We start from the raw sequence: 20,499 nt of genomic DNA on the forward strand, positions 1-20,499 counted from the left end.
TTCTAAAGAGGAGTAGCTCACCTTGTAAAATGTAACCGGGAAACAAGGGATGAATTTTAAAAAACAATATTAACTAAATCGATTGCCGACAAAGGTTATCAATCTCAGGTTAGAAGGATAAAGTTGGCAGTACCTGACTATTTGTTTTCAGATTTTTAATTCGGCCGTAAGTAGCGCATTCTGCCAAGCTTGGTCTCTATAGAGACATTCAATTGTTTATTTGCGCTAAGATCTTCATAAGGCTTCAACATATTTATACAGGGCAAAAAAAATTTTTATAGACCTTGTTCGCCGGCCTCGTTGCTAATATTCATTGGCATATAGGCTGCTCTTACAGCTTTTCCAGTTCTACGATTACAGTCACAGACCCTTTGGCCGTCATTGCGGTGGATCCAGCACGGCGTACGAATCTCTAAATCGCTGCAGTGAGGCTTTTTCTGCTGAATAGCTCCCTGCGCTGCCAGCTGATACTGACTAGCCAACGATCAACACAGCGCTGCTCGTCCGCCAATTGGGCGTCCAGCTGCAGGGACCAGGCTTGCCTGGCTTGCATGGGTTGCTGCGCGGCTTCAGCGGCCCTACGTCGGCCAGATAGGTGTATTGCGTCAGGAGGGTGGCCTAGACACTGCTCCTCTTCAACTACAACTGGCGGAAGCTGCGTCAGATGACGCTCCTGATAGTTGTGCACGTGGATTGCTGACGCTCTGCAGCGACTCGCGTATCTTGGGCTGCGCCTGGGCCTGCCAGCGGGTTGTCTGTCTGTCGTGCCGGTTCAGACCACGGCGGTAGCGGTGACTCATCTCAACCAGTATGAGAGTCTCGTTGCCTAGTCTCTGCTGGGAAAGGTTATGGAGGCGGACCCTTCCTCCTCTTGTCCTTTCCCAGCAAACACCTGTTCATACTGCATGATGCAATACCCGGCTCGTATGAAGTTAGTGGCCATACTTGCCTGGCTGTCTCGGTAGAACGCCGTGAATCCTAGCGGTTTGACTCTGGCAATCCATCAGTCGAGCTGTGGTGCAACAATCGTCCCGTGGCTTACGCCTATACCCCTCTCGGCCTGACAGGTTATCCATTGCCAAAATTCGCGCAATGGCGCTGTTAGACGCACAAGCTGGTCAGGCACCGGCAGTGTTTGTGGCTGATCAGCAGTGATCGAAGACGTCTGGTTAGGGACTTGCCTGAAATATAGTGAACTGATGGCCTCCGTCGTATCCAGCCTGGTGCTGTCGATAAGCGTGACAGGTTCTGCAACCAGCCCTCTGGGCGTAGGCTGGTACTTGACTACCACCAAATGCCCTGGCTCCCAGGGCTGACCTGCACACTGCTCCAGCCATCCCAGCGTATCTACGGTGTGCCGGGTGTAGGATAGTTCCAGATACAGGTTCTGATGCATGTTATCCTGCACCGGCCATACAAGCGTCTGACGGGTATCGTCAAAGTAGGTGGCTCCCGCTTCAGCCGGTGCAATAACAACCCGTTGGTTGGGGACATCGCGTTCTGCCAGCAGACTCTTTTGCCGCAGGGGGCGTGAGTGTTGCAATGTGGACCACCGTTGGCAAATAGGCAGCTGGTGCAAAAAAACATCCAGCGGCACTTCCTGGACGGTAGCACGTACACTTGCGCTCGCAGACAGGTGCCCAGCGCATGACAGCAAACCGTCCGCAAGGTCCCTTCGACCAGGTGAACTTTCTGCCGGAACTGATCGAGGCGCTTCATTGCCTGACCTGTGCGCGCCAGCACGCTGACTGCAGTGGCGCCAGTCAAATCCCGTTCGCTATCATCACAGATGACAGGTGTGCTCAGGTGATGCGCACCGACTAGACACCTGGCCCGGTGCGGGGACCGGTATCTTGAGCCACCGCACTCAGGTATTTACGGCGGCAGTGCCTCTCGGGCAGACACGGGGTGCTCAGGTCTTTATTCTTACGACATGTCCTTGATGAACAGGAAAGTGATACCCTCCCGTTACGTTATGCCGGTCAGCTCACCATGAAGTCACTTGCCAATGCTCTGCCCCTCTACGATCAACTAAAGTTTGCGTTGATACAGGCTATTACTGCAGGTAAGTATCCGGTTGGTCACTATCTTCCCGCCGAGCCTCAGCTGTGTGAACGTCACAATGTCAGCCGGATTACAGTCAGGCGTGCAGTCGAAGAGTTGTGCCGCGAAGGTTACCTTAAGAAGGTACGAGGCAAGGGTACGCTGGTTATCTACCAAAAGGTCAACCAGACGCTTGTTTCGCTGACCGGTTTTACCGAGAGCATGGCTCAACTCGGCCGAAAAACGGATTATCAGATACTGGCCACCCATTGTCCTGCAGCCGACAGGACAGCGCAGGTCCGCCTGGGCGCAGCCCGTGCAGAGGAAGTGGTTCACATTGAGCGTCTGATTTCAGTCGACGGTCACCCCCTGACGCTTGAGCACCTGTATTTCAATAAGTCTGTATTTCCCGGCGTGCGGGAAGCAGTAGAACAGGGCCGCTCGTTTTATGAGTCGCTACAGCGGCTTCACGGCGCCAGGCCTGAGCACACTGAACGTGTCATCAATGTTGTGTTTGCGAGCCCTGATGAGTGTGAACGCCTGCGCTGCCAGGCGTCAGACCCGGTCTACCGGATCGAGAAGCTCACCCAGGATACGGATCGCATCCCGCTTGGTTTCTCGATCATGATTACACCTGTCAGTCGGATCACCTACACCATCAGCGAGTGATCCGGCTGCGCTTGCCTAGTCAAGCTGCTTACCATAGCCAAAGGCCCCATGGTATCCACATACCTCTGCTGCGTACCGGGCGGCAAAGGCCAGCGCCGGGGCAAGCCCTGCCTGCTCGGTGAGATAATGGGTCAGAAAGGCAGCAATAAAGGAGTCTCCAGCGCCCATGGTATCCACTACAGTCGCCGGATAGACGGGTTGCTCCACTACTGTGCCCCGGTAAGAGAAATAGGCAGGTGCCTCCGCACGCGTCACTCCCACCACTTCCACCCCCAGGTCATGCACCCGCCGCACCAGCGTCCTGATTTCGGCCTGTGACAGGTCACTACCAGAGAAAAAAGCAAACCCAAGGAGCGGACAGATGCGCTCCAGGTCATCAGATGTCCAGTATTCAGGACTGGAGAAATCAAACGACAGGGTTTGGCCATGAAGTTTCGACAGTTCGCGCTCAAGGCTGGTGTTAAGACTTACACAGGAATGAACCACATCAAACTGACGCAGATAGGTCAGGTCGTCCTGATTAAGCGTCAACGCAACCAGTGACTGCACCCGTGTCGCATGATTGGTGCCTGTGAAACACCGATCACCCTGGGCATCGAGCGTCACGTAGGCAGCGCCTGTGCTCCCCCTGACGACGCGGTGACGGCTGATGTCAACGCCTTCCTCCACCAGGCAGGCCTGCAGGTGCTGGCCGGCAGCGTCATCACCAACCAGGCCCAGCCAGGCAGTGTGCTCTGCTCCGCAGCGTCGGGCCATGACCGCTACGTTGACAACGCTTCCGCCTGGATACATGCGGTGCTGGTCCTGATAGATGTCCACGACCGCATCGCCTATTCCAATCAATTTCATACGGCTACCTGTCAGTAGTCAATCTTCTTCATGTAGCGCCGGCTGACCAGCATTGGATGTCCACGTCTTTCAGCCAGCTGGTAGGCAAACGACCAGAGAAGCTCAAAAAACACAAGCGGCGCAAGGTTGCCTTGCCACTGGGAGTCGATTCCAGTGAAGTCAAACGCCCGGGCATCAAGGACCAGGGTCTTGTCTTTCGAGCCATGTCGCTCCAGGAACTGTTGCGCCCGCTCCTCCAGTGGGCGCGTATCATCCAGCCCCAGCAGCAGTATGAACGGTGTATTGGGATCGACCACTTCAAACGGTCCATGAAAGAACTCGTTGGCGTGAATGGCCTGCGAGTGGATCCACTGCATTTCCATCAGCACGCAAATCGAAAAGGAATAGGCAGCCCCATAGTCCGCGCCGCTGGACAACGTGTAGATGACCGGTTCCTGGGCGTACCGCTCGGCAAAGCAGGCGGCGGTCTGGGCAAACCCATCCAGGGCTCGATCAATCACGGCCTGAAGGGAGTCCAGGCTGTGCAAAAGCGACGGCAAAAGCTCAAGCCCCTCATACCGGTCGATGAGCGCAGCGCCCAGTTGGTAGAGCACCGCATAGTTACTATTGGCCGCATCGATCGGGATCCCCGTCGTATAGTGGGCGTCGTACTTGACCACCTGATCGACTGCCCTGGCCAGCGCAGAGTCACGGTCCTCGGTGGCGCCTATCGTGAAGGCTCCGTGCTCCCGGGCAAAGGCGGCGGCCTTGACGGTTTCGCGGGTCGTACCGGTTTGCGAGCAAAGAACGACCAGCGAACGTGACCCAAGGGATCTGGGATGGCGCATAACAAATTCATAGGCGTTATAGCACTCGGCGCGAAGCGTTGAAGCGTGTTGATCAAACAGGAACTTGTTGGGATGCATCACCGCCAGCGAGCCGCCACAGGCAACAAAGAAGACGGTATCGATAGGGCGGTTACCCAGTGCATCAAGTGCAAGCTGTACATCAACATTCAAGGGGCGTGAGGGTGCCATAGTTTCTCCTTCAATATAACGTCATATGACGTCATCAGTTAAATCAAAGCTATGCTGTGTCTAACGCCTTGTCAAGAAAATAAGATGAGAGCTATTGACACCTAGGAAATCTTGAGCCTAATTTAGAGATGTCATATGACGGCATATAACAACAAGGCAGACCGTCCCGCTTTTATTCCTGCCTCTTTTGCTCGACATCGTCCAATAACGACCCGGCGTACCCGATACGCCAGCATGAGGTACGCGACAGATGAATCATCAGGCGATTTCCAACCGGCGCGCATTGATCGTTATCACAACGATCTTTTTTATGTGGGGCATGATCAACAGCCTTAACGATGTGCTGATACCTCATCTACGGGCAGTCTTCTCGCTAAGCTATACCCAGGCAATGCTTGTACAGCTCACCTTTTTTGGTGCCTATTTCCTCATGTCGCTTCCTGGAGGAAAACTGCTTGGCTACGTTGGCTATAAACGCACCATCAGCACCGGTCTTTTCATCGCAGGCTCGGGGGCGCTGCTGTTCTATCCGGCCGCACGGCTGCCGTCCTATCCCTTGTTTCTGCTTGCCTTGTTTGTGCTATCTACGGGGATCACCCTCCTGCAGGTGTCCGCCAACCCCTATGCCAGTCGCCTCGGCAGTGAGGCCACGGCATCCAGCCGGCTAAACTTCACCCAGGCCTTTAACTCGCTGGGCGGTATTGTTGCGCCAGCCCTGGGTGGCCTGTTGATCCTGTCAGGCTCGGTACTGGGAGTCGCCGAGCTGGCAAAGCTTGGCCCCGCCCAGCAGCTGGCCTATCGGGTGGAACAGGCGCAGGCTGTCCAGCTCCCCTATCTGGGGCTGGCAGGTCTTTTGTTTGCCCTGGCGGTTCTGGTCTACAGGCTGAAACTGCCGGATTTTCAGGATGCTGGAGACAACACGCAGAGCGGTGGACGGTTAGGCGAGGTGCTGCGCTGGCCACATGTGCGTCTGGGGGTCGTTGCCATGTTCTTGTACGTGGGCGCTGAGGTAGCGATTTCCAGCTTTTTGATCAACTACATCTCGCAAAGCCACATCGGTAATGTATCGGAGCGCAATGCAGCCTTTTATGTTTCCCTCTACTGGGGGCTTGGCATGGTGGGTCGCCTGTTGGGTTCCATGCTACTGAGGTACATCCCGCCTGGGCGTCTTCTGGGCCTTAACGCCATCGCCTGCGCGGCGCTTTGCATCGTCACGCTGTTCAGTGAAGGTCTGGTCGCCATGTGGAGCCTGGTCAGTATCGGCTTTTTTAATGCCATTATGTTTCCCACCATCTTTACCCTCGGGATCGCAACGCTGGGGCCGCTTACAGGCAGGGCATCAAGCCTGCTGGTAATGGCCATCGTTGGTGCTGCAATCGTGCCGATGGCCCAGGGAATCGTGGCGGATCTAATAGGCCTACAGGTCTCGTTTATCATGCCCTTGCTCTGTTACCTGTATGTGATCTTCTACGGATTCAAGGGCTCGCGAGTAACCGCTGCGTCAGCTCAGGTCCTGCCCGTGCAGGGCATCAGCCTGACCACCCGGTAGGGGCGCCCCTGGGCAGTCACGCCATGCCTGGGAAGTGGCAAGGCAAAGGCTCGACAAGGATGCGCAGGGCCTGCCAAAGCCCTGCGGCCAGATGCAGATCTTGCCAGCAGTTAGGTCAGTTGATAGGTGATACCGCCCAGGCGATAGGTTGAGGGCACCGAGGCGGCGGATTCCTCCAGGCGCTGGGGTATGGTCTTGCCTGGCAGATACAGGTCCCGTCCCGCCAGCGCCTCCTGTCGCGCCTTGCTGTCGCTTCGGCGCGAGCGCCTGACGGTTCGATTGAAGTCCTTGAGTGGCGTTACCGTCAGTGCCTTGTCAGTGCCTACCACAAACACCGGCAGGTTGCCTTTGATCATGGCATCCCAGCGTTCGCCCCTGGGCTTGAACCAGAGCGTACAGCGCGGATGCGGTGTCACGGTCTTGTGGTGGATCAGGACGGCGCTTTCGGCCAGATGCGCGATGCTGCGAAGCTCGATGAGCTCTGGTGTCTGTTCCAGCGGAACCTGCTGCAGGTCAGCGCGTCGCTGGGCTCTGTCTTCAAGGTCCTCACGGATGCGCCCCACCGTGATCCGCTCGGTGCCACCGGTATGCCCTGCCCAGTTGAACGAGATCCTGCGCGGACTGCCGTCAAAGGCGTGCAGGGTGCGCAGGAGCTGGTAGGCGTTGATGTCATGGCCCAGGGCGCGGCGCAGGACCGAGGAGCGCATCATGGGAGCAAGGCCCTGGGCCAGTCGTTCGGCCTCAAGCGCTTCCTGTATGCGCTGCTTGCAGGCATTGATCTGCAGTACCTGATCCAGTACCGACCGGTCCAGTCGAAAGTAGCCGGGCAGCCGCGTCACGGTACCTGGGGCCTGACCGGCATCAAGCCTGAAGGTGCTGATTGCACGCACGGCCATGTTGATCGCCTCACGGCCTGACAGGTGCTCGACTGCTATGAGATCGGGGGCCCGGTGTTCGGTCAGCACCGGCAGCGTCCAGACATGCCCATCCACGACGAACTCAGGCCAGAGCTCGTTAAAGTCGATAACCCGTCGGTTCAGTGCCTGGTAGGCTTCAACGATGGCTTCGTACATGACGCATCCATGGGTGAAAAGTTATACCACCTCTTAACACAGTACAACCCAAGCCAACAACTCCCTTTCACTGAAGCAGTACCCTCCCCTACCGCTTTCCTTACCTTTCATTCCCTTTGCCTTCTTCTTTCCTTCAGTAGAACGGGTCAATGGAGGAGATTGGTGTAGATGCAATAGCTTATATACAGTGGTGGTATAATTTTTTCACCTTATTCGGCACATAATCGGTAGTAGAGCCTGGTCAATTCCCTGAAGCCAGGCACGTTCATCAGGATGCTACCTGCCGGTTCGGTTATCTTCCTCTTGCGTCAGGACAGGTTTGACCATCGCAGGACATGCTACCCTTTCACCTGATTGCCATTTCAGGGATGAACATGACCGTGCGTACTCTGGCTGTTTCACTTATCAGCCTTGGCTTCCTGGCTGCCTGCGACTCTGGCTCCGCATCGCTTCCCCAAAGCAGCGTTCTGTTACCTGAACAGGTGCAGGCTATTGCTCGGAACATTGAGGAGAAATATCCCAGCCTCTCTAACTCAAAGCGTCAAGAAATCCTAACTCTTGCGGTTCGCTCTATTGATGAGATGATTTATGTTGAGGGCGGTGAGTTTGAAATGGGGGACTTTGGCTGGATATGCGATGTTGACGAGAGCGAAGCATGTGAATGGCCATGCGGGCAAAAGCCTGAAAACCTTTGTCGGATTTCCAGGTACAACGATAGCTCTCTACATGACGTTAAGCTTGATAGCTATTACATAGCCAGTAAAAAGTCCACTCTTAAAGACTTTGACTTGTTCAGGGAAGCTCATGGTCTAGAAGTTTTCGATCAAAAACGTCGTAGCAGAGAAGATCTTAAAGCTCTTTATCAACCTAATTTTCCCGCTCCTACAAAAAGCTGGCAGCAAGCCAAGGATTACTGTACCTGGATCGGGGAGCTGAGTGGTTACCCAGTAGATTTACCAACCGAAGCTCAGTGGGAATATGCAGCCCGAAGCAGAGGCAAGAAGGTTCTATTTCCAACTGATGATGGTAGTTTGAAAATAGGCAAGAATTTTCCGGATAATCGCCTTACTGGAGTAACAGGAAGTCCTGCCTTCACTGCAGTTGATAGTTTTCCACCCAATCCTCTAGGCCTCTATATCGTTTCCGGCGGAGCGACTGAGTGGGTAAACGACTGGTATGCCGAGGATTACTATCTTGAGTCACCTCTATTAAATCCTAGAGGTCCAGATAGCGGTACGGAGAAGGTTAGCCGGGGCTATCCTAATAATGAAACCGCCTCAACCATGGCGAGAACGATCATCCACAGAAATAATAATCCCGAAAACAAATACTTTTATTTTTCCAGTAGCTTCAGATGCTCAATACAGGTGAATCACAGGATCTAGACGTCGCCTCGGCGATACTCGACAGTACCCTTAGGAAGGATCGATTTGTTAGAGGGCCGCGCGGGCTGACTCAATCCTCCTCCATTCGTCCTTGAAGACATGCCTTGAACAGGCTATCAAGAGTGTCGCTTTCAGGCGTTTGATGAGACTGCCATGCCTGGCCGCCGTCAGGGTTTCGATGCGCGTCTCAAGCCAGGCGCTGTCAAAGGCTGTCCAGACGGCTGGTGCAGGCCCGCCGCTATTCCCGTAACAGACCGGCGCTACCTCCGAGAAGAATAGCTCTTTTACAACGTCCAGATCATAGGGCTGAATGGCCTTCGCTATTTGCTGGTAGTCAACCTCATTATCGACAAAGACGCCTGAAAGAGCCGCCCACACAGGCCGCCTGTCTTCCAGACAAAGGCTGTTTAACCCCTGCGTGCGCTTCACTTGCTCACCGCTCATGATGGTACCCTTATACTAGTGCTGTGGCTTCAGGGACGAATGTGACCATACTTAAACCAGCTCTTCTAGTGGCTGCCGTAGGGCTTTTAACCGCCTGCCACTCCGACTCGCTTTCTTTACCTGAGAGCAGGAGGCTTTCATCTGAAAGGGTCAAGCATATCGCTCAGACTATTGAACAGGAATACCCGGACCTCTCCAGTCAGAAGCAGCAGGAAATCCTTACTCTGGTAGTACGCTCCATTGATGACATGATCCGTGTCGAAGGCGGAGACTTTGAAATGGGCGACTTTGGCTGGATCTGTGATTTTGACCCAGCGCAGAAGTGCGACTGGCCTTGTGGGGAGGAACCAGAAAACCTCTGTCCCATTACATCTGGTAGAGACAATCCGCTCCATCCAGTCAAGCTGGACAGCTATTACATGGCGAGCAAGAAGACGACATTGAAGGATTTTGATCTCTTCAGGGAGTCCCATGGCCTTGGTGTTTTTGATGAGGCACTGCGTAAGCGTGAGGATTTGAAAACCTATTATTTTCCTAAGAATCCGGCTCCTACCAAGGACTGGCAACAGGCCAAGGACTACTGCAACTGGATTGGCGAGCTCAGCGGCTATCCCGTCGACTTACCGACTGAAGCACAGTGGGAATTTGCAGCGCGTGACAGAGGGAAAAGGATTCTTTACCCAACCAGTGACGGTACGCTAAAGATTGGAAAGAACTTCCCTGACCGGAATGCCCGACCGGGGCACTCCGCTACGCCAACGCCTGTAGACAGCTATCCGCCCAACCCTTTAGGGATATATATGGCTGCTGGGAGTGCTACAGAGTGGGTCAACGACTGGTACAGCGAGAATTACTACAGTGAGTCGCCTGCATTAAATCCTCCCGGCCCTGAGAAAGGTACTGAAAAGGTGGCTCGTGGCTTTCCGGCAGGAGATTCCCCCTGGGCTTCAGCCTATACTGTTATGCGAAAAAAACGTCCCAGTGAGGGAAAGGGTTTTTACCCAACCCGAAGTTTCAGATGCTCTTTACAGTCCAGTGAAAAGCTTTAAAACCCAAATGTATTATGCCTGAGTATTATCATTCCAACGCTTGCACGCCATGACTAATCACTATCCCGGCTTCAACGTCTATGCCTCTTCAGGCGCCCTGAAATTCGAGCTTGCAACGAATCGATCGGGCGAGCCAGTCATCAGTGTGGATGGTGCCAACAAGTCAGGTGAGGGCTACGACTGGAGCAGCAAGCTTACCTTTCAGGTTACTCCGCGTGAGACCACGCTTTTCATCTGCGCCGTGACTGGGCTGGTACCTGAATTCGAGGCCAGAAACCATGGCGAGGACCGCTCCAAGTCACTGCTGCTGCAGAATCAGCCAGAGCGCGGTGTGTTGCTGCTCAGGATGCAGGCGCCTGGGCGTTCCATCATCGTGCCGATTACCCCTGACAAGGCCTTTGAGCTGGGCTGCCTTGCGATGCGGGTACTCTCCTCACAGGTTGGGCTTGACCCGGCCACCTGCTTTTCTATGCTCAGAATGACCGCGGCTCGGCTGTACCAGCAAAAACACTGATATCAGCCCCGTCGCTATCACAGACCTAGCGCTCACACTAAACAGGTGCATCGCCAATGAAGCTTTCTCTCAGCAAACGCAAAACGCTCTCCCAGGACCTGCGCAAGGTGGGCGTAGCCGGGATTTCCATTGGTATCATCAGTCCCCTGTTTGCAAGACAGCTTGCCCAGGTTGGCCTGGGTTCGTACTGGCTATCTGGCGTAGCGCTGGCGGTGGGGCTTTCGGCCTGGGTGGCGGGCTTGATGCTTACTCCCCCACCATCCGAAGAAGCCTAGACCCGGGCAAGGCTGCTCACACGAAGCCAGAATACATAGCCCATGAGGTTTTTTCGGTTCTCTCGTCCAGAGAATTCCAGCCCCCCATTCAAAAGGCTTCTTGAAACGGGATATATCCTTTGGTGCCAGGAACCACAAATCAATGGCTGACGCTACAGAACCTCTAGCCCAGAACCCTTATACACATATCTAACAGGTGTTTTTGAAAACGCTGAGTCCTCTTTCTGTCCGCCATTGTATGATCTGCCTGATCACGTCTGCAGGCGAGCCATCGCCCTGCTCAGGGTAGTAGATCAAATCCGAGCCCAACGGGTGTTGTGTGACCAGAACAAAATGCTCCAGCAACCGGTCCTGATAGTCATTACTGCCCTGGGCAGCACAGATCTCTTCCAGCAGGGCTCGAAATTCATCCTGCGTATAGTCTGAAAGGTTAGTTTTGAGTTCTATCATATCGCTGCTTCCTGCACATGGATTCCAGGTTTATCTGCGCGGGTCCTTATGATTGGTTGGATCTAGGCTGCCGGAATCCAGCAAGCTTGGTTTCTACCCGCCATTGCTTGATCTGCTCGAGGACCTCATCTGGTGATCCATGCCCCGAGGCAGGATAGTAGATAAGGTCAGCGCCGTCTGGATGCTCAGATATAATTTCGAAATGCCTTACCAGGGCAGAATGTTCTTCTTCGCTGCAAACGTTTACTTCATGGATATCGTGTAAGAGCTGAAGAAATTCAGCCTCGGTATAATCAGAAAGCGTTTCCTTACGCATGGTATTCCTGCTTTGCTAGTTTAGAACGATGGGCTCTGGTTACCAGCCACTGACCGGAACAGCATGGCATGACCACCATCACTTAAATGGTTTATATACTCCACCCGGTTATCAAAAAGCCGCTTTCCCATTCGACTCAGCTATCGCTGCTCCCATCATCAAGCGGCTTACGCTGCTCAAGCAGAGCACGCCCTGGTCAAGCGCTGTACGTGATTCATCTTCACTGGGAAGCACCCTTCGTACTGGCTGGTCGTTTCGATTAAGGATGGAATAGCGCACAACCGAGGCGTCTTTTGCGAGCGGACCGTGAGATACCCACTGTGGGATCACCATCAGGCACTCGCGTTTGTTCATCGTATACACGCACCTACAGATCCATCTGGCTGATGTTCTGATGGGTTAAGCTCGCCTCGCTTAAGATGAAAGATCACCAAGCATTTGAGAATCTAGTTATAGAAGACAAGGGCGAAAGAAAAATCTTACCTTTCCGTACTGATTCGCTACTGTCGGGCGACAAAGGCAAAGCCCTTACCAAGCGCGTATGAGCGACCTGGGCAGATTCGGAAGTACATACTTTTCATGCTTGGCTTGTGCTCATCCCCCTTGTCCGAATTCAAAAATGTACAAGTCTATTTCCCAATAGGTTTGTAACGGGCCAGATTCATTAGTCCTCTCCGTTGGTCTGGTCTGGCTGGTCGAAGAGGTCATCTGGCAGGGTGGTAATGAATAGCCTTAAATGGCGAAGCGGCGAAGGACTGTTCATGACGTCAAACATGTACTGCCGGTAACGTCTGGGTAGTTGTTTGGAAAATCGTTTAGCCGCCTCGGCTACCGCCCGGTCTGTGCCGTGGATTTCCGCTATGAGTCCCAGTGACAGGACTGCGTCAATGAATCGCAATGTGATTTCCTTCCTTTACCTCTGCCTTAGCGGCTCGATTAGTCTTGTACCGGGTTGATCGAACGGACCCTGGCATTATCAAGCGCCCCAAAAGGTCCCTGTCTGGATGCCAATCTATCTCTGGCCCCCTGTTCCTGAACCAGTCTGGTGTCTGGCTTTCTGCTACCTTGCTTATAAGGCTTCTCCTGGACAAGGATGGTTCTCTTGCCTGCTACTATCTCTCGATAGGAGACGACGTACAGCACGGGTTCCAGAACATGCATCCAGTACGGGCTAACTCTTCTACGGCGGCCCATTGGTATAGCCTCATCCTAGGTTCCGACGCTCGCTACGCCCATCACGACACCTAACGCGGCATCTGGCCTATACCCCTTTCTGGTACAAGGGCTTGATCTGCCTGTATCTCAAGGCCGTAACCTAGCTCCATTGAAGATAAAATGTAAGAAGCTTAGATAAACCGGAGCCTGGTTTAAAAGAAGGATGGAACACCCAAGCACATCGAGGCTCAACCTGCTCAAGCGGATTGATCATTTTTTGATCAATAGCTGCGGGCCGCTCAATATAAGCAGCGTACAGACTTTTCCACAGAACTACCCACCTCTACAGTGGAAAAGCACAGATGCCCTTTCGCATGCGATAGGGCATCTGTATGGTGCCTTACATGGTCACAACCGGCACATGACCAAAGCCCGCCTTGTGCTGCTACCTGTTGCTAGCTAGACGCGCCAAAGATCAACAACGTCTGAACCATACTCATCCCGCCAGGGTTTGAGCTCGCGGGCACGAGCGGTTCTAACGTCTCGCTCCTCACCGGTATGCGGGTTTCGGTATTTGACCAAGGTCCGGGAAGCCTTGGCTTTCTTCGCATCTGCGGCCTGGCCCGTTTTATTGCTGGCTCGCGTTCGGGTACGCTTTACCGGTTGGGCTGGCGGATTGGTCTCACTCTCTGCCGTGGCGGCGGAAACCGACCCCTTATCAGCCTGCTCGTTTTCAGCTGATTCAGCGATGGCTACTGCGTCAGGCTGCGCTGCAGTATTCTCTTGAGATGGCGCGTCTTCCAGCGGTGAGCTGATATCCTGTTCATCAGTGGGCTCACTGGCAGATACAGCCCCACCCTCTTCAGAAGTCGCTTTGGCCTGTTCTGCTGGGTTGGCGGTACGAGACTTGCGCACCGGCTGTGCCTTAGCCCTGGCCTTAGGGCTTTGGGATGACGCCACAGGCTGATCGGCAGTCTCGCGCGTAGAGCGTTTTGTACTCCGCCCGGCCTCTGCAGCCGTTGTGGTATCGCCCCGCTTGCGAGCCGCTGCCGGGTGTTTTTCATCATCCTTTTGCGCTGAGGCTGACGGGGCATCCGGCAACGCCCGAACAAAGTCATTGAGCTCATCTAGATCATAGCCATAGTCGGCCATAAGCCCTTTCACCCTTTCGGCAAACTCCCTTTCCTTTTGAAATTCGGGACTGTCCAGCAACTCTTGCCGGCGAAGCGTTAGTTGCTCAATCTGAGCATTAAGCTGCGCAATCTGCGATGCGGTTATTCTTTGCTTCACATTCGTCTCGCTTCTTATAGGTTGTTTACTAGACAGGATAGCTTTCAACCCCAAGGTTATCCTGAATAGACCAGACGGCTTGCCTTCCAACGATAACCGGATCTGCCGGAATGCGTAAGCAGGATGAATGGGTAATAACGCCGCGAGAGGTCTGCCTGCCGTGACTGTACTGGCTTTACGCTAGTCCTTCATATTGCAGTTCCAGATCCGCGGTGCTAAAACAAAGGCCTGGTTATGCGGTCTGATACAGGTAGATGCCATTCATCCTTTTGATCAAGTTGACATGAGAGGGGCAACGTTGCAGTCAGCAGAGAAGCGAATGGAGTGGTTCACTCTGGATGCTAGCAGTAGCTATACGGAACGTTCAGAGGAAACATGGATACGAACCATTGGTATCGATGAGCTCACCGGCGAGGCACATGTGTGCTGCGCGGTAGCAGGGGATGAACATGCCCTGTCGATCTATGCGCTCAAACAGGGTCAAACCGTTACGATCAACAATGGTCACACCTATGTCGAAGCCAAATGGCTTATCAGTGCATTTCCTTTCTCGCGCGATACGCTTAGAAAGCTGCTAAGCGGATCTATTACCTCTCGGCTCGCCTTACGGGCCTCATAGCGCTTTACGTAATAAAAGCCGCTACACATGTAAGGGCTTTTTGGTGTTACGTATTTTCTGCTGCAAAAGCAAAACCCCCGGGCGGTTAGGCCTGGGGGTTTTGGGTATAGGTGCTTGACGATGACCTACTCTCACATGGGGAAACCCCACACTACCATCGGCGATGCATCGTTTCACTTCTGAGTTCGGAAAGGGATCAGGTGGTTCCAACGCTCTATGGTCGTCAAGCAATTCGGGTGGGGAACCGGTGTCTAGTCGTTTCCCCGAATGGGTATGTGATCGGTATTTTGCGGTTCAACCAAGCTTTCGGCCGGTCTTTACCAAACAACAGATTGTTTGGGTGTTATATGGTCAAGCCTCACGGGCAATTAGTATCGGTTAGCTCAACGCCTCACAGCGCTTACACACCCGACCTATCAACGTTGTAGTCTTCAACGGCCCTTCAGGAAGCTCAAGGCTCCAGTGAGATCTCATCTTGAGGCAAGTTTCCCGCTTAGATGCTTTCAGCGGTTATCTTTTCCGAACATAGCTACCCGGCAATGCCACTGGCGTGACAACCGGAACACCAGAGGTTCGTCCACTCCGGTCCTCTCGTACTAGGAGCAGCCCCTCTCAAATCTCAAACGTCCACGGCAGATAGGGACCGAACTGTCTCACGACGTTCTAAACCCAGCTCGCGTACCACTTTAAATGGCGAACAGCCATACCCTTGGGACCGGCTTCAGCCCCAGGATGTGATGAGCCGACATCGAGGTGCCAAACACCGCCGTCGATATGAACTCTTGGGCGGTATCAGCCTGTTATCCCCGGAGTACCTTTTATCCGTTGAGCGATGGCCCTTCCATACAGAACCACCGGATCACTAAGACCTACTTTCGTACCTGCTCGACGTGTCTGTCTCGCAGTCAAGCGCGCTTTTGCCTTTATACTCTGCGACCGATTTCCGACCGGTCTGAGCGCACCTTCGTACTCCTCCGTTACTCTTTAGGAGGAGACCGCCCCAGTCAAACTGCCCACCATACACTGTCCTCGATCCGGATAACGGACCAGAGTTAGAACCTCAAGCATGCCAGGGTGGTATTTCAAGGATGGCTCCATGGGAACTGGCGTCCCCACTTCAAAGCCTCCCACCTATCCTACACAAGCAGGCTCAAAGTCCAGTGCAAAGCTACAGTAAAGGTTCACGGGGTCTTTCCGTCTAGCCGCGGATACACTGCATCTTCACAGCGATTTCAATTTCACTGAGTCTCGGGTGGAGACAGCGCCGCCATCGTTACGCCATTCGTGCAGGTCGGAACTTACCCGACAAGGAATTTCGCTACCTTAGGACCGTTATAGTTACGGCCGCCGTTTACCGGGGCTTCGATCAAGAGCTTCGCTTGCGCTAACCCCATCAATTAACCTTCCGGCACCGGGCAGGCGTCACACCCTATACGTCCACTTTCGTGTTTGCAGAGTGCTGTGTTTTTAATAAACAGTCGCAGCGGCCTGGTATCTTCGACCGGCATGAGCTTACGGAGCAAGTCCTTCACCCTCACCGGCGCACCTTCTCCCGAAGTTACGGTGCCATTTTGCCTAGTTCCTTCACCCGAGTTCTCTCAAGCGCCTTGGTATTCTCTACCCGACCACCTGTGTCGGTTTGGGGTACGATTTCTAATTACCTGAAGCTTAGAGGCTTTTCCTGGAAGCATGGCATCAACCACTTCCTCTTCATAAGAAGAGTCGTCATCAGCTCTCGGCCTTAACTGTCCGGATTTACCTAAACAGTCAGCCTACCGCCTTAAACTTGGACAACCAACGCCAAGCTGGCCTAGCCTTCTCCGTCCCCCCATCGCAGTAATTAGAAGTACAGGAATATTAACCTGTTTCCCATCGACTACGCCTTTCAGCCTCGCCTTAGGGGTCGACTCACCCTGCGTCGATTAACGTTGCGCAGGAACCCTTGGTCTTTCGGCGTGCGAGTTTTTCACTCGCATTGTCGTTACTCATGTCAGCATTCGCACTTCTGATACCTCCAGCAAGCTTCTCAACTCACCTTCACAGGCTTACAGAACGCTCCTCTACCGCTCATCTTGCGATGAACCCGTAGCTTCGGTGTGTAGTTTGAGCCCCGTTACATCTTCCGCGCAGGCCGACTCGACTAGTGAGCTATTACGCTTTCTTTAAAGGGTGGCTGCTTCTAAGCCAACCTCCTAGCTGTCTAAGCCTTCCCACATCGTTTACCACTTAACTACAACTTTGGGACCTTAGCTGACGGTCTGGGTTGTTTCCCTTTTCACGACGGACGTTAGCACCCGCCGTGTGTCTCCCATGCTTGCACTTCTGGGTATTCGGAGTTTGCATCGGTTTGGTAAGTCGGGATGACCCCCTAGCCGAAACAGTGCTCTACCCCCCAGAGTGATACATGAGGCGCTACCTAAATAGCTTTCGAGGAGAACCAGCTATCTCCGAGCTTGATTAGCCTTTCACTCCGATCCACAAGTCATCCCCTGCCTTTTCAACGGAAGTGGGTTCGGTCCTCCAGTCAGTGTTACCTAACCTTCAACCTGCTCATGGATAGATCGCCCGGTTTCGGGTCTATACCCAGCGACTAAAACGCCCTATTAAGACTCGCTTTCGCTACGCCTTCCCTATACGGTTAAGCTTGCCACTGAATATAAGTCGCTGACCCATTATACAAAAGGTACGCAGTCACCCAACAAAGTGGGCTCCCACTGCTTGTACGCATACGGTTTCAGGTTCTATTTCACTCCCCTCTCCGGGGTTCTTTTCGCCTTTCCCTCACGGTACTGGTTCACTATCGGTCAGTCAGTAGTATTTAGCCTTGGAGGATGGTCCCCCCATGTTCAGACAACGTTTCACGTGCGCCGTCCTACTCGATTTCACTCAAAAGATCCTTTCACCTACGGGGCTATCACCCACTATGGCCGCACTTTCCAGAGCGTTCGGTTAAAATCAATTGAGCTTAAGGGCTAGTCCCCGTTCGCTCGCCACTACTTAGGGAATCTCGGTTGATTTCTTTTCCTCAGGGTACTTAGATGTTTCAGTTCCCCTGGTTCGCCTCTCACACCTATGGATTCAGTGTGAGATACCTGACTTATATCAGGTGGGTTCCCCCATTCAGAGATCTCCGGATCACAGTCTATTTGCCGACTCCCCGAAGCTTATCGCAGGCTATCACGTCTTTCATCGCCTCTGACTGCCAAGGCATCCACCGTATGCGCTTATTCACTTGACCATATAACCCCAAAGAATCTGAAGTTATGTCTGGTTTGGAACACGACATTCGCCGAAAACTTGCGCTTGAACTCGCAAATTTACCTTGACCACATAGCCTGCAGTGAAACAGCCTATGTGTTCGTACTTCTATCACATACCCAAATTTTTAAAGAACAGTCTGAAAACAAAGTTCAGAAGTCAATGCTCCGATCCAACCCTTAGGGGGGGGTAAGCACTCAGTTCTGAGCTTTAACGCGGTGTTAGATGGTGGAGCCAAGGAGGATCGAACTCCTGACCTCCTGCGTGCAAAGCAGGCGCTCTCCCAGCTGAGCTATGGCCCCATCGATTGGTGGGTCTGGGCAGATTCGAACTGCCGACCTCACCCTTATCAGGGGTGCGCTCTAACCAACTGAGCTACAGACCCAATCGTCTAACGCTTGAGTCTTGACTCATCTCGCGTCTTTATTTCAGTGAATCAAGCAATTCGTGTGGGAGCTTATGCCAAAGCTGGGATCTATCGATTAAGGAGGTGATCCAGCCGCAGGTTCCCCTACGGCTACCTTGTTACGACTTCACCCCAGTCATGAATCACACCGTGGTAACCGTCCTCCCGAAGGTTAGACTAGCTACTTCTGGTGCAACCCACTCCCATGGTGTGACGGGCGGTGTGTACAAGGCCCGGGAACGTATTCACCGTGACGTTCTGATTCACGATTACTAGCGATTCCGACTTCACGCAGTCGAGTTGCAGACTGCGATCCGGACTACGATCGGTTTTATGGGATTAGCTCCACCTCGCGGTTTGGCAACCCTTTGTACCGACCATTGTAGCACGTGTGTAGCCCAGGCCGTAAGGGCCATGATGACTTGACGTCATCCCCACCTTCCTCCGGTTTGTCACCGGCAGTCTCCTTAGAGTGCCCACCATGATGTGCTGGTAACTAAGGACAAGGGTTGCGCTCGTTACGGGACTTAACCCAACATCTCACGACACGAGCTGACGACAGCCATGCAGCACCTGTGTCAGAGTTCCCGAAGGCACCAATCCATCTCTGGAAAGTTCTCTGCATGTCAAGGCCTGGTAAGGTTCTTCGCGTTGCTTCGAATTAAACCACATGCTCCACCGCTTGTGCGGGCCCCCGTCAATTCATTTGAGTTTTAACCTTGCGGCCGTACTCCCCAGGCGGTCAACTTATTGCGTTAGCTGCGCCACTAAAGTCTCAAGGACCCCAACGGCTAGTTGACATCGTTTACGGCGTGGACTACCAGGGTATCTAATCCTGTTTGCTCCCCACGCTTTCGCACCTCAGTGTCAGTATCAGTCCAGGTGGTCGCCTTCGCCACTGGTGTTCCTTCCTATATCTACGCATTTCACCGCTACACAGGAAATTCCACCACCCTCTACCGTACTCTAGCCAGGCAGTTTTGGATGCAGTTCCCAGGTTGAGCCCGGGGATTTCACATTCAACTTACCAAGCCACCTACGCGCGCTTTACGCCCAGTAATTCCGATTAACGCTTGCACCCTCTGTATTACCGCGGCTGCTGGCACAGAGTTAGCCGGTGCTTATTCTGCTGGTAACGTCAAAGCTGCAACGTATTAGGTTACAACCCTTCCTCCCAGCTTAAAGTGCTTTACGACCCGAGGGCCTTCTTCACACACGCGGCATGGCTGGATCAGGCTTTCGCCCATTGTCCAATATTCCCCACTGCTGCCTCCCGTAGGAGTCTGGACCGTGTCTCAGTTCCAGTGTGACTGATCATCCTCTCAGACCAGTTACGGATCGTCGCCTTGGTGAGCCGTTACCCCACCAACTAGCTAATCCGACCTAGGCTCATCTGATAGCGTGAGGTCCGAAGATCCCCCACTTTCTCCCGTAGGACGTATGCGGTATTAGCGTTCCTTTCGAAACGTTGTCCCCCACTACCAGGCAGATTCCTAGGCATTACTCACCCGTCCGCCGCTGAATCAGAGAGCAAGCTCTCCTCATCCGCTCGACTTGCATGTGTTAGGCCTGCCGCCAGCGTTCAATCTGAGCCATGATCAAACTCTTCAGTTCAAACATATCCGGGTTTTGAGAAAACCCTAAACTTGGCTCAGCAATCGCAAATAAACTCTCGAATTCACGAGTGTTACTTGTCTTGCTGATAATCTTGTCGATCCATCAGTCTTACAGCACAAGCACCCACACGAATTGCTTGATTCAACTTGTTAAAGAGCGATTGGTTAAGACCTTGTCTCAACCGAGGCGCGCATTCTACGCTAACCTCTTGTCCTGTCAAGCATTTTATTCAACCGGTCTAACCCGCTGAACCGCTTGCCGGATCTGCTGATTCGCTTGGAAGCTCATCAGGTCATCCTCCTAATTATATACCTGTCGACAGCAACTTTTGCGCTGCACTGACGAGCGGATAACATCCCGCGACGTGCATAGCGACAGAGCAGTACTGCGATGCGCTATGATAGCTGGCCTGACAAAGGGAGCTATTGTCAGAGGCACGCCTGGCATCAGCACAGGCGCAGAAACTGTCCGAATATGTCTTCATATGGCAATCCGGATGGGCTTGTAGAGCATATCACCAGG

The 20,499-nt window shown here is 53.4% G+C and carries 17 protein-coding genes, 2 tRNA genes and 3 rRNA genes; 8 read left to right on the forward strand and 14 right to left on the reverse strand.

Annotated features, from left to right (window positions below; translation table 11 throughout):
* Nucleotides 1-1,003: 1,003 nt before the first annotated feature.
* Nucleotides 1,004-1,543 (reverse strand): hypothetical protein, encoded by a 540-nt coding sequence (locus JQR86_RS24225; protein WP_434155577.1) that lies wholly within the window; start codon nucleotides 1,541-1,543, stop codon nucleotides 1,004-1,006.
* Nucleotides 1,544-1,647: 104 nt separating this feature from the next.
* Here JQR86_RS24225 and JQR86_RS24230 point away from each other — a divergent pair, with 104 nt between their 5' ends.
* Together JQR86_RS24230 and JQR86_RS24235 are read left to right on the forward strand one after the other, a co-directional pair.
* On the forward strand, nucleotides 1,648-1,824 hold the full coding sequence (locus JQR86_RS24230; RefSeq protein ID WP_434155578.1) for a hypothetical protein: 177 nt from the start codon (nucleotides 1,648-1,650) through the stop codon (nucleotides 1,822-1,824).
* A gap of 168 nt (nucleotides 1,825-1,992) precedes the next feature.
* Nucleotides 1,993-2,712, forward strand: a complete 720-nt coding sequence (locus JQR86_RS24235) for a GntR family transcriptional regulator (protein ID WP_162997748.1) — start codon at nucleotides 1,993-1,995, stop codon at nucleotides 2,710-2,712.
* A 15-nt stretch (nucleotides 2,713-2,727) separates the two neighbouring features.
* Here JQR86_RS24235 and JQR86_RS24240 read toward each other — a convergent pair whose 3' ends face one another.
* Together JQR86_RS24240 and JQR86_RS24245 are read right to left on the reverse strand one after the other, a co-directional pair.
* Nucleotides 2,728-3,561, reverse strand: a complete 834-nt coding sequence (locus tag JQR86_RS24240) for a PfkB family carbohydrate kinase (protein ID WP_434155579.1) — start codon at nucleotides 3,559-3,561, stop codon at nucleotides 2,728-2,730.
* An 11-nt stretch (nucleotides 3,562-3,572) separates the two neighbouring features.
* The gene (locus JQR86_RS24245; protein WP_434155580.1) at nucleotides 3,573-4,577 is read right to left on the reverse strand and encodes an SIS domain-containing protein; all 1,005 of its coding nucleotides are present in this window, start codon (nucleotides 4,575-4,577) and stop codon (nucleotides 3,573-3,575) included.
* A gap of 250 nt (nucleotides 4,578-4,827) precedes the next feature.
* On the opposite strand from JQR86_RS24245, the gene JQR86_RS24250 reads away from it, so the two are divergent.
* Nucleotides 4,828-6,126 carry a sugar MFS transporter gene (locus tag JQR86_RS24250; RefSeq protein ID WP_434155581.1) on the forward strand — a complete coding sequence of 433 codons (1,299 nt, stop codon included), beginning with the start codon at nucleotides 4,828-4,830 and terminating at the stop codon, nucleotides 6,124-6,126.
* 110 nt (nucleotides 6,127-6,236) lie between these two features.
* Here JQR86_RS24250 and JQR86_RS24255 read toward each other — a convergent pair whose 3' ends face one another.
* Entirely contained in the window at nucleotides 6,237-7,199 is a 963-nt protein-coding gene (locus tag JQR86_RS24255; RefSeq protein ID WP_434155582.1) for a DNA replication terminus site-binding protein, read from the reverse strand.
* Between the two features lie 374 nt (nucleotides 7,200-7,573).
* On the opposite strand from JQR86_RS24255, the gene JQR86_RS24260 reads away from it, so the two are divergent.
* A complete protein-coding gene (locus JQR86_RS24260) occupies nucleotides 7,574-8,584 on the forward strand; it encodes a formylglycine-generating enzyme family protein (protein ID WP_434155583.1) in 1,011 nt (336 codons plus the stop codon).
* A 48-nt stretch (nucleotides 8,585-8,632) separates the two neighbouring features.
* Here the strand turns inward: JQR86_RS24260 and JQR86_RS24265 are convergent, their stop codons facing one another.
* Entirely contained in the window at nucleotides 8,633-9,028 is a 396-nt protein-coding gene (locus JQR86_RS24265) for a DUF7079 family protein (RefSeq protein WP_434155584.1), read from the reverse strand.
* A gap of 68 nt (nucleotides 9,029-9,096) precedes the next feature.
* On the opposite strand from JQR86_RS24265, the gene JQR86_RS24270 reads away from it, so the two are divergent.
* From JQR86_RS24270 to JQR86_RS24280, 3 genes are read left to right on the forward strand one after another with little or no spacing between them, the layout of a single operon-like run.
* A complete protein-coding gene (locus JQR86_RS24270) occupies nucleotides 9,097-10,077 on the forward strand; it encodes a formylglycine-generating enzyme family protein (protein WP_434155585.1) in 981 nt (326 codons plus the stop codon).
* Nucleotides 10,078-10,126: 49 nt separating this feature from the next.
* On the forward strand, nucleotides 10,127-10,591 hold the full coding sequence (locus JQR86_RS24275; RefSeq protein WP_434155586.1) for a hypothetical protein: 465 nt from the start codon (nucleotides 10,127-10,129) through the stop codon (nucleotides 10,589-10,591).
* Between the two features lie 56 nt (nucleotides 10,592-10,647).
* Complete coding sequence (locus JQR86_RS24280; RefSeq protein ID WP_434155587.1) at nucleotides 10,648-10,866, forward strand: hypothetical protein; 219 nt, start codon at nucleotides 10,648-10,650, stop codon at nucleotides 10,864-10,866.
* Between the two features lie 189 nt (nucleotides 10,867-11,055).
* Here the strand turns inward: JQR86_RS24280 and JQR86_RS24285 are convergent, their stop codons facing one another.
* The 4 genes from JQR86_RS24285 to JQR86_RS24300 form a co-directional block, all read right to left on the reverse strand.
* A complete protein-coding gene (locus JQR86_RS24285) occupies nucleotides 11,056-11,316 on the reverse strand; it encodes a bacteriocin immunity protein (protein ID WP_434155589.1) in 261 nt (86 codons plus the stop codon).
* Nucleotides 11,317-11,362: 46 nt separating this feature from the next.
* Nucleotides 11,363-11,632: a bacteriocin immunity protein gene (locus tag JQR86_RS24290; RefSeq protein WP_434155590.1), complete on the reverse strand. Its 270-nt coding sequence runs from the start codon at nucleotides 11,630-11,632 to the stop codon at nucleotides 11,363-11,365.
* A 664-nt stretch (nucleotides 11,633-12,296) separates the two neighbouring features.
* On the reverse strand, nucleotides 12,297-12,530 hold the full coding sequence (locus tag JQR86_RS24295; protein ID WP_434155591.1) for a DUF7740 domain-containing protein: 234 nt from the start codon (nucleotides 12,528-12,530) through the stop codon (nucleotides 12,297-12,299).
* 716 nt (nucleotides 12,531-13,246) lie between these two features.
* Entirely contained in the window at nucleotides 13,247-14,077 is an 831-nt protein-coding gene (locus JQR86_RS24300) for a hypothetical protein (RefSeq protein WP_434155593.1), read from the reverse strand.
* A gap of 319 nt (nucleotides 14,078-14,396) precedes the next feature.
* Here JQR86_RS24300 and JQR86_RS24305 point away from each other — a divergent pair, with 319 nt between their 5' ends.
* Entirely contained in the window at nucleotides 14,397-14,696 is a 300-nt protein-coding gene (locus JQR86_RS24305; RefSeq protein WP_434155594.1) for a hypothetical protein, read from the forward strand.
* A 112-nt stretch (nucleotides 14,697-14,808) separates the two neighbouring features.
* Here the strand turns inward: JQR86_RS24305 and rrf are convergent.
* The 5 genes from rrf to JQR86_RS24330 form a co-directional block, all read right to left on the reverse strand.
* A 5S ribosomal RNA gene (gene rrf / locus JQR86_RS24310) occupies nucleotides 14,809-14,924 on the reverse strand.
* Between the two features lie 119 nt (nucleotides 14,925-15,043).
* Nucleotides 15,044-17,934, reverse strand: a 23S ribosomal RNA gene (locus JQR86_RS24315).
* 246 nt (nucleotides 17,935-18,180) lie between these two features.
* Nucleotides 18,181-18,256 (reverse strand) — tRNA-Ala (locus JQR86_RS24320).
* A gap of 6 nt (nucleotides 18,257-18,262) precedes the next feature.
* Nucleotides 18,263-18,339: transfer RNA gene (locus JQR86_RS24325), tRNA-Ile, on the reverse strand.
* A gap of 98 nt (nucleotides 18,340-18,437) precedes the next feature.
* A 16S ribosomal RNA gene (locus JQR86_RS24330) occupies nucleotides 18,438-19,974 on the reverse strand.
* The 16S, 23S and 5S rRNA genes sit together here with 2 tRNA genes alongside, the layout of an rRNA operon.
* Nucleotides 19,975-20,499 lie beyond the last annotated feature (525 nt).

The sequence above is a fragment of the Pseudomonas sp. JZ134 genome (genome assembly GCF_051027695.1).
Taxonomy (GTDB): Bacteria; Pseudomonadota; Gammaproteobacteria; order Pseudomonadales; family Pseudomonadaceae; genus Chryseomonas; species Chryseomonas luteola.

Excerpts from the sequence above, each read along its gene's own strand:
- JQR86_RS24290 (WP_434155590.1), bottom strand. The coding sequence starts at position 11,632 with ATGCGTAAGGAAACGCTTTCTGATTATACCGAGGCTGAATTTCTTCAG.
- JQR86_RS24235 (WP_162997748.1), top strand. The coding sequence starts at position 1,993 with ATGAAGTCACTTGCCAATGCTCTGCCCCTCTACGATCAACTAAAGTTT.
- JQR86_RS24230 (WP_434155578.1), top strand. The coding sequence starts at position 1,648 with ATGACAGCAAACCGTCCGCAAGGTCCCTTCGACCAGGTGAACTTTCTG.
- JQR86_RS24245 (WP_434155580.1), bottom strand. The coding sequence starts at position 4,577 with ATGGCACCCTCACGCCCCTTGAATGTTGATGTACAGCTTGCACTTGAT.
- JQR86_RS24250 (WP_434155581.1), top strand. The coding sequence starts at position 4,828 with ATGAATCATCAGGCGATTTCCAACCGGCGCGCATTGATCGTTATCACA.
- JQR86_RS24265 (WP_434155584.1), bottom strand. The coding sequence starts at position 9,028 with ATGAGCGGTGAGCAAGTGAAGCGCACGCAGGGGTTAAACAGCCTTTGT.
- JQR86_RS24260 (WP_434155583.1), top strand. The coding sequence starts at position 7,574 with ATGACCGTGCGTACTCTGGCTGTTTCACTTATCAGCCTTGGCTTCCTG.
- JQR86_RS24255 (WP_434155582.1), bottom strand. The coding sequence starts at position 7,199 with ATGTACGAAGCCATCGTTGAAGCCTACCAGGCACTGAACCGACGGGTT.
- JQR86_RS24275 (WP_434155586.1), top strand. The coding sequence starts at position 10,127 with ATGACTAATCACTATCCCGGCTTCAACGTCTATGCCTCTTCAGGCGCC.
- JQR86_RS24240 (WP_434155579.1), bottom strand. The coding sequence starts at position 3,561 with ATGAAATTGATTGGAATAGGCGATGCGGTCGTGGACATCTATCAGGAC.
- JQR86_RS24280 (WP_434155587.1), top strand. The coding sequence starts at position 10,648 with ATGAAGCTTTCTCTCAGCAAACGCAAAACGCTCTCCCAGGACCTGCGC.
- JQR86_RS24285 (WP_434155589.1), bottom strand. The coding sequence starts at position 11,316 with ATGATAGAACTCAAAACTAACCTTTCAGACTATACGCAGGATGAATTT.
- JQR86_RS24305 (WP_434155594.1), top strand. The coding sequence starts at position 14,397 with ATGGAGTGGTTCACTCTGGATGCTAGCAGTAGCTATACGGAACGTTCA.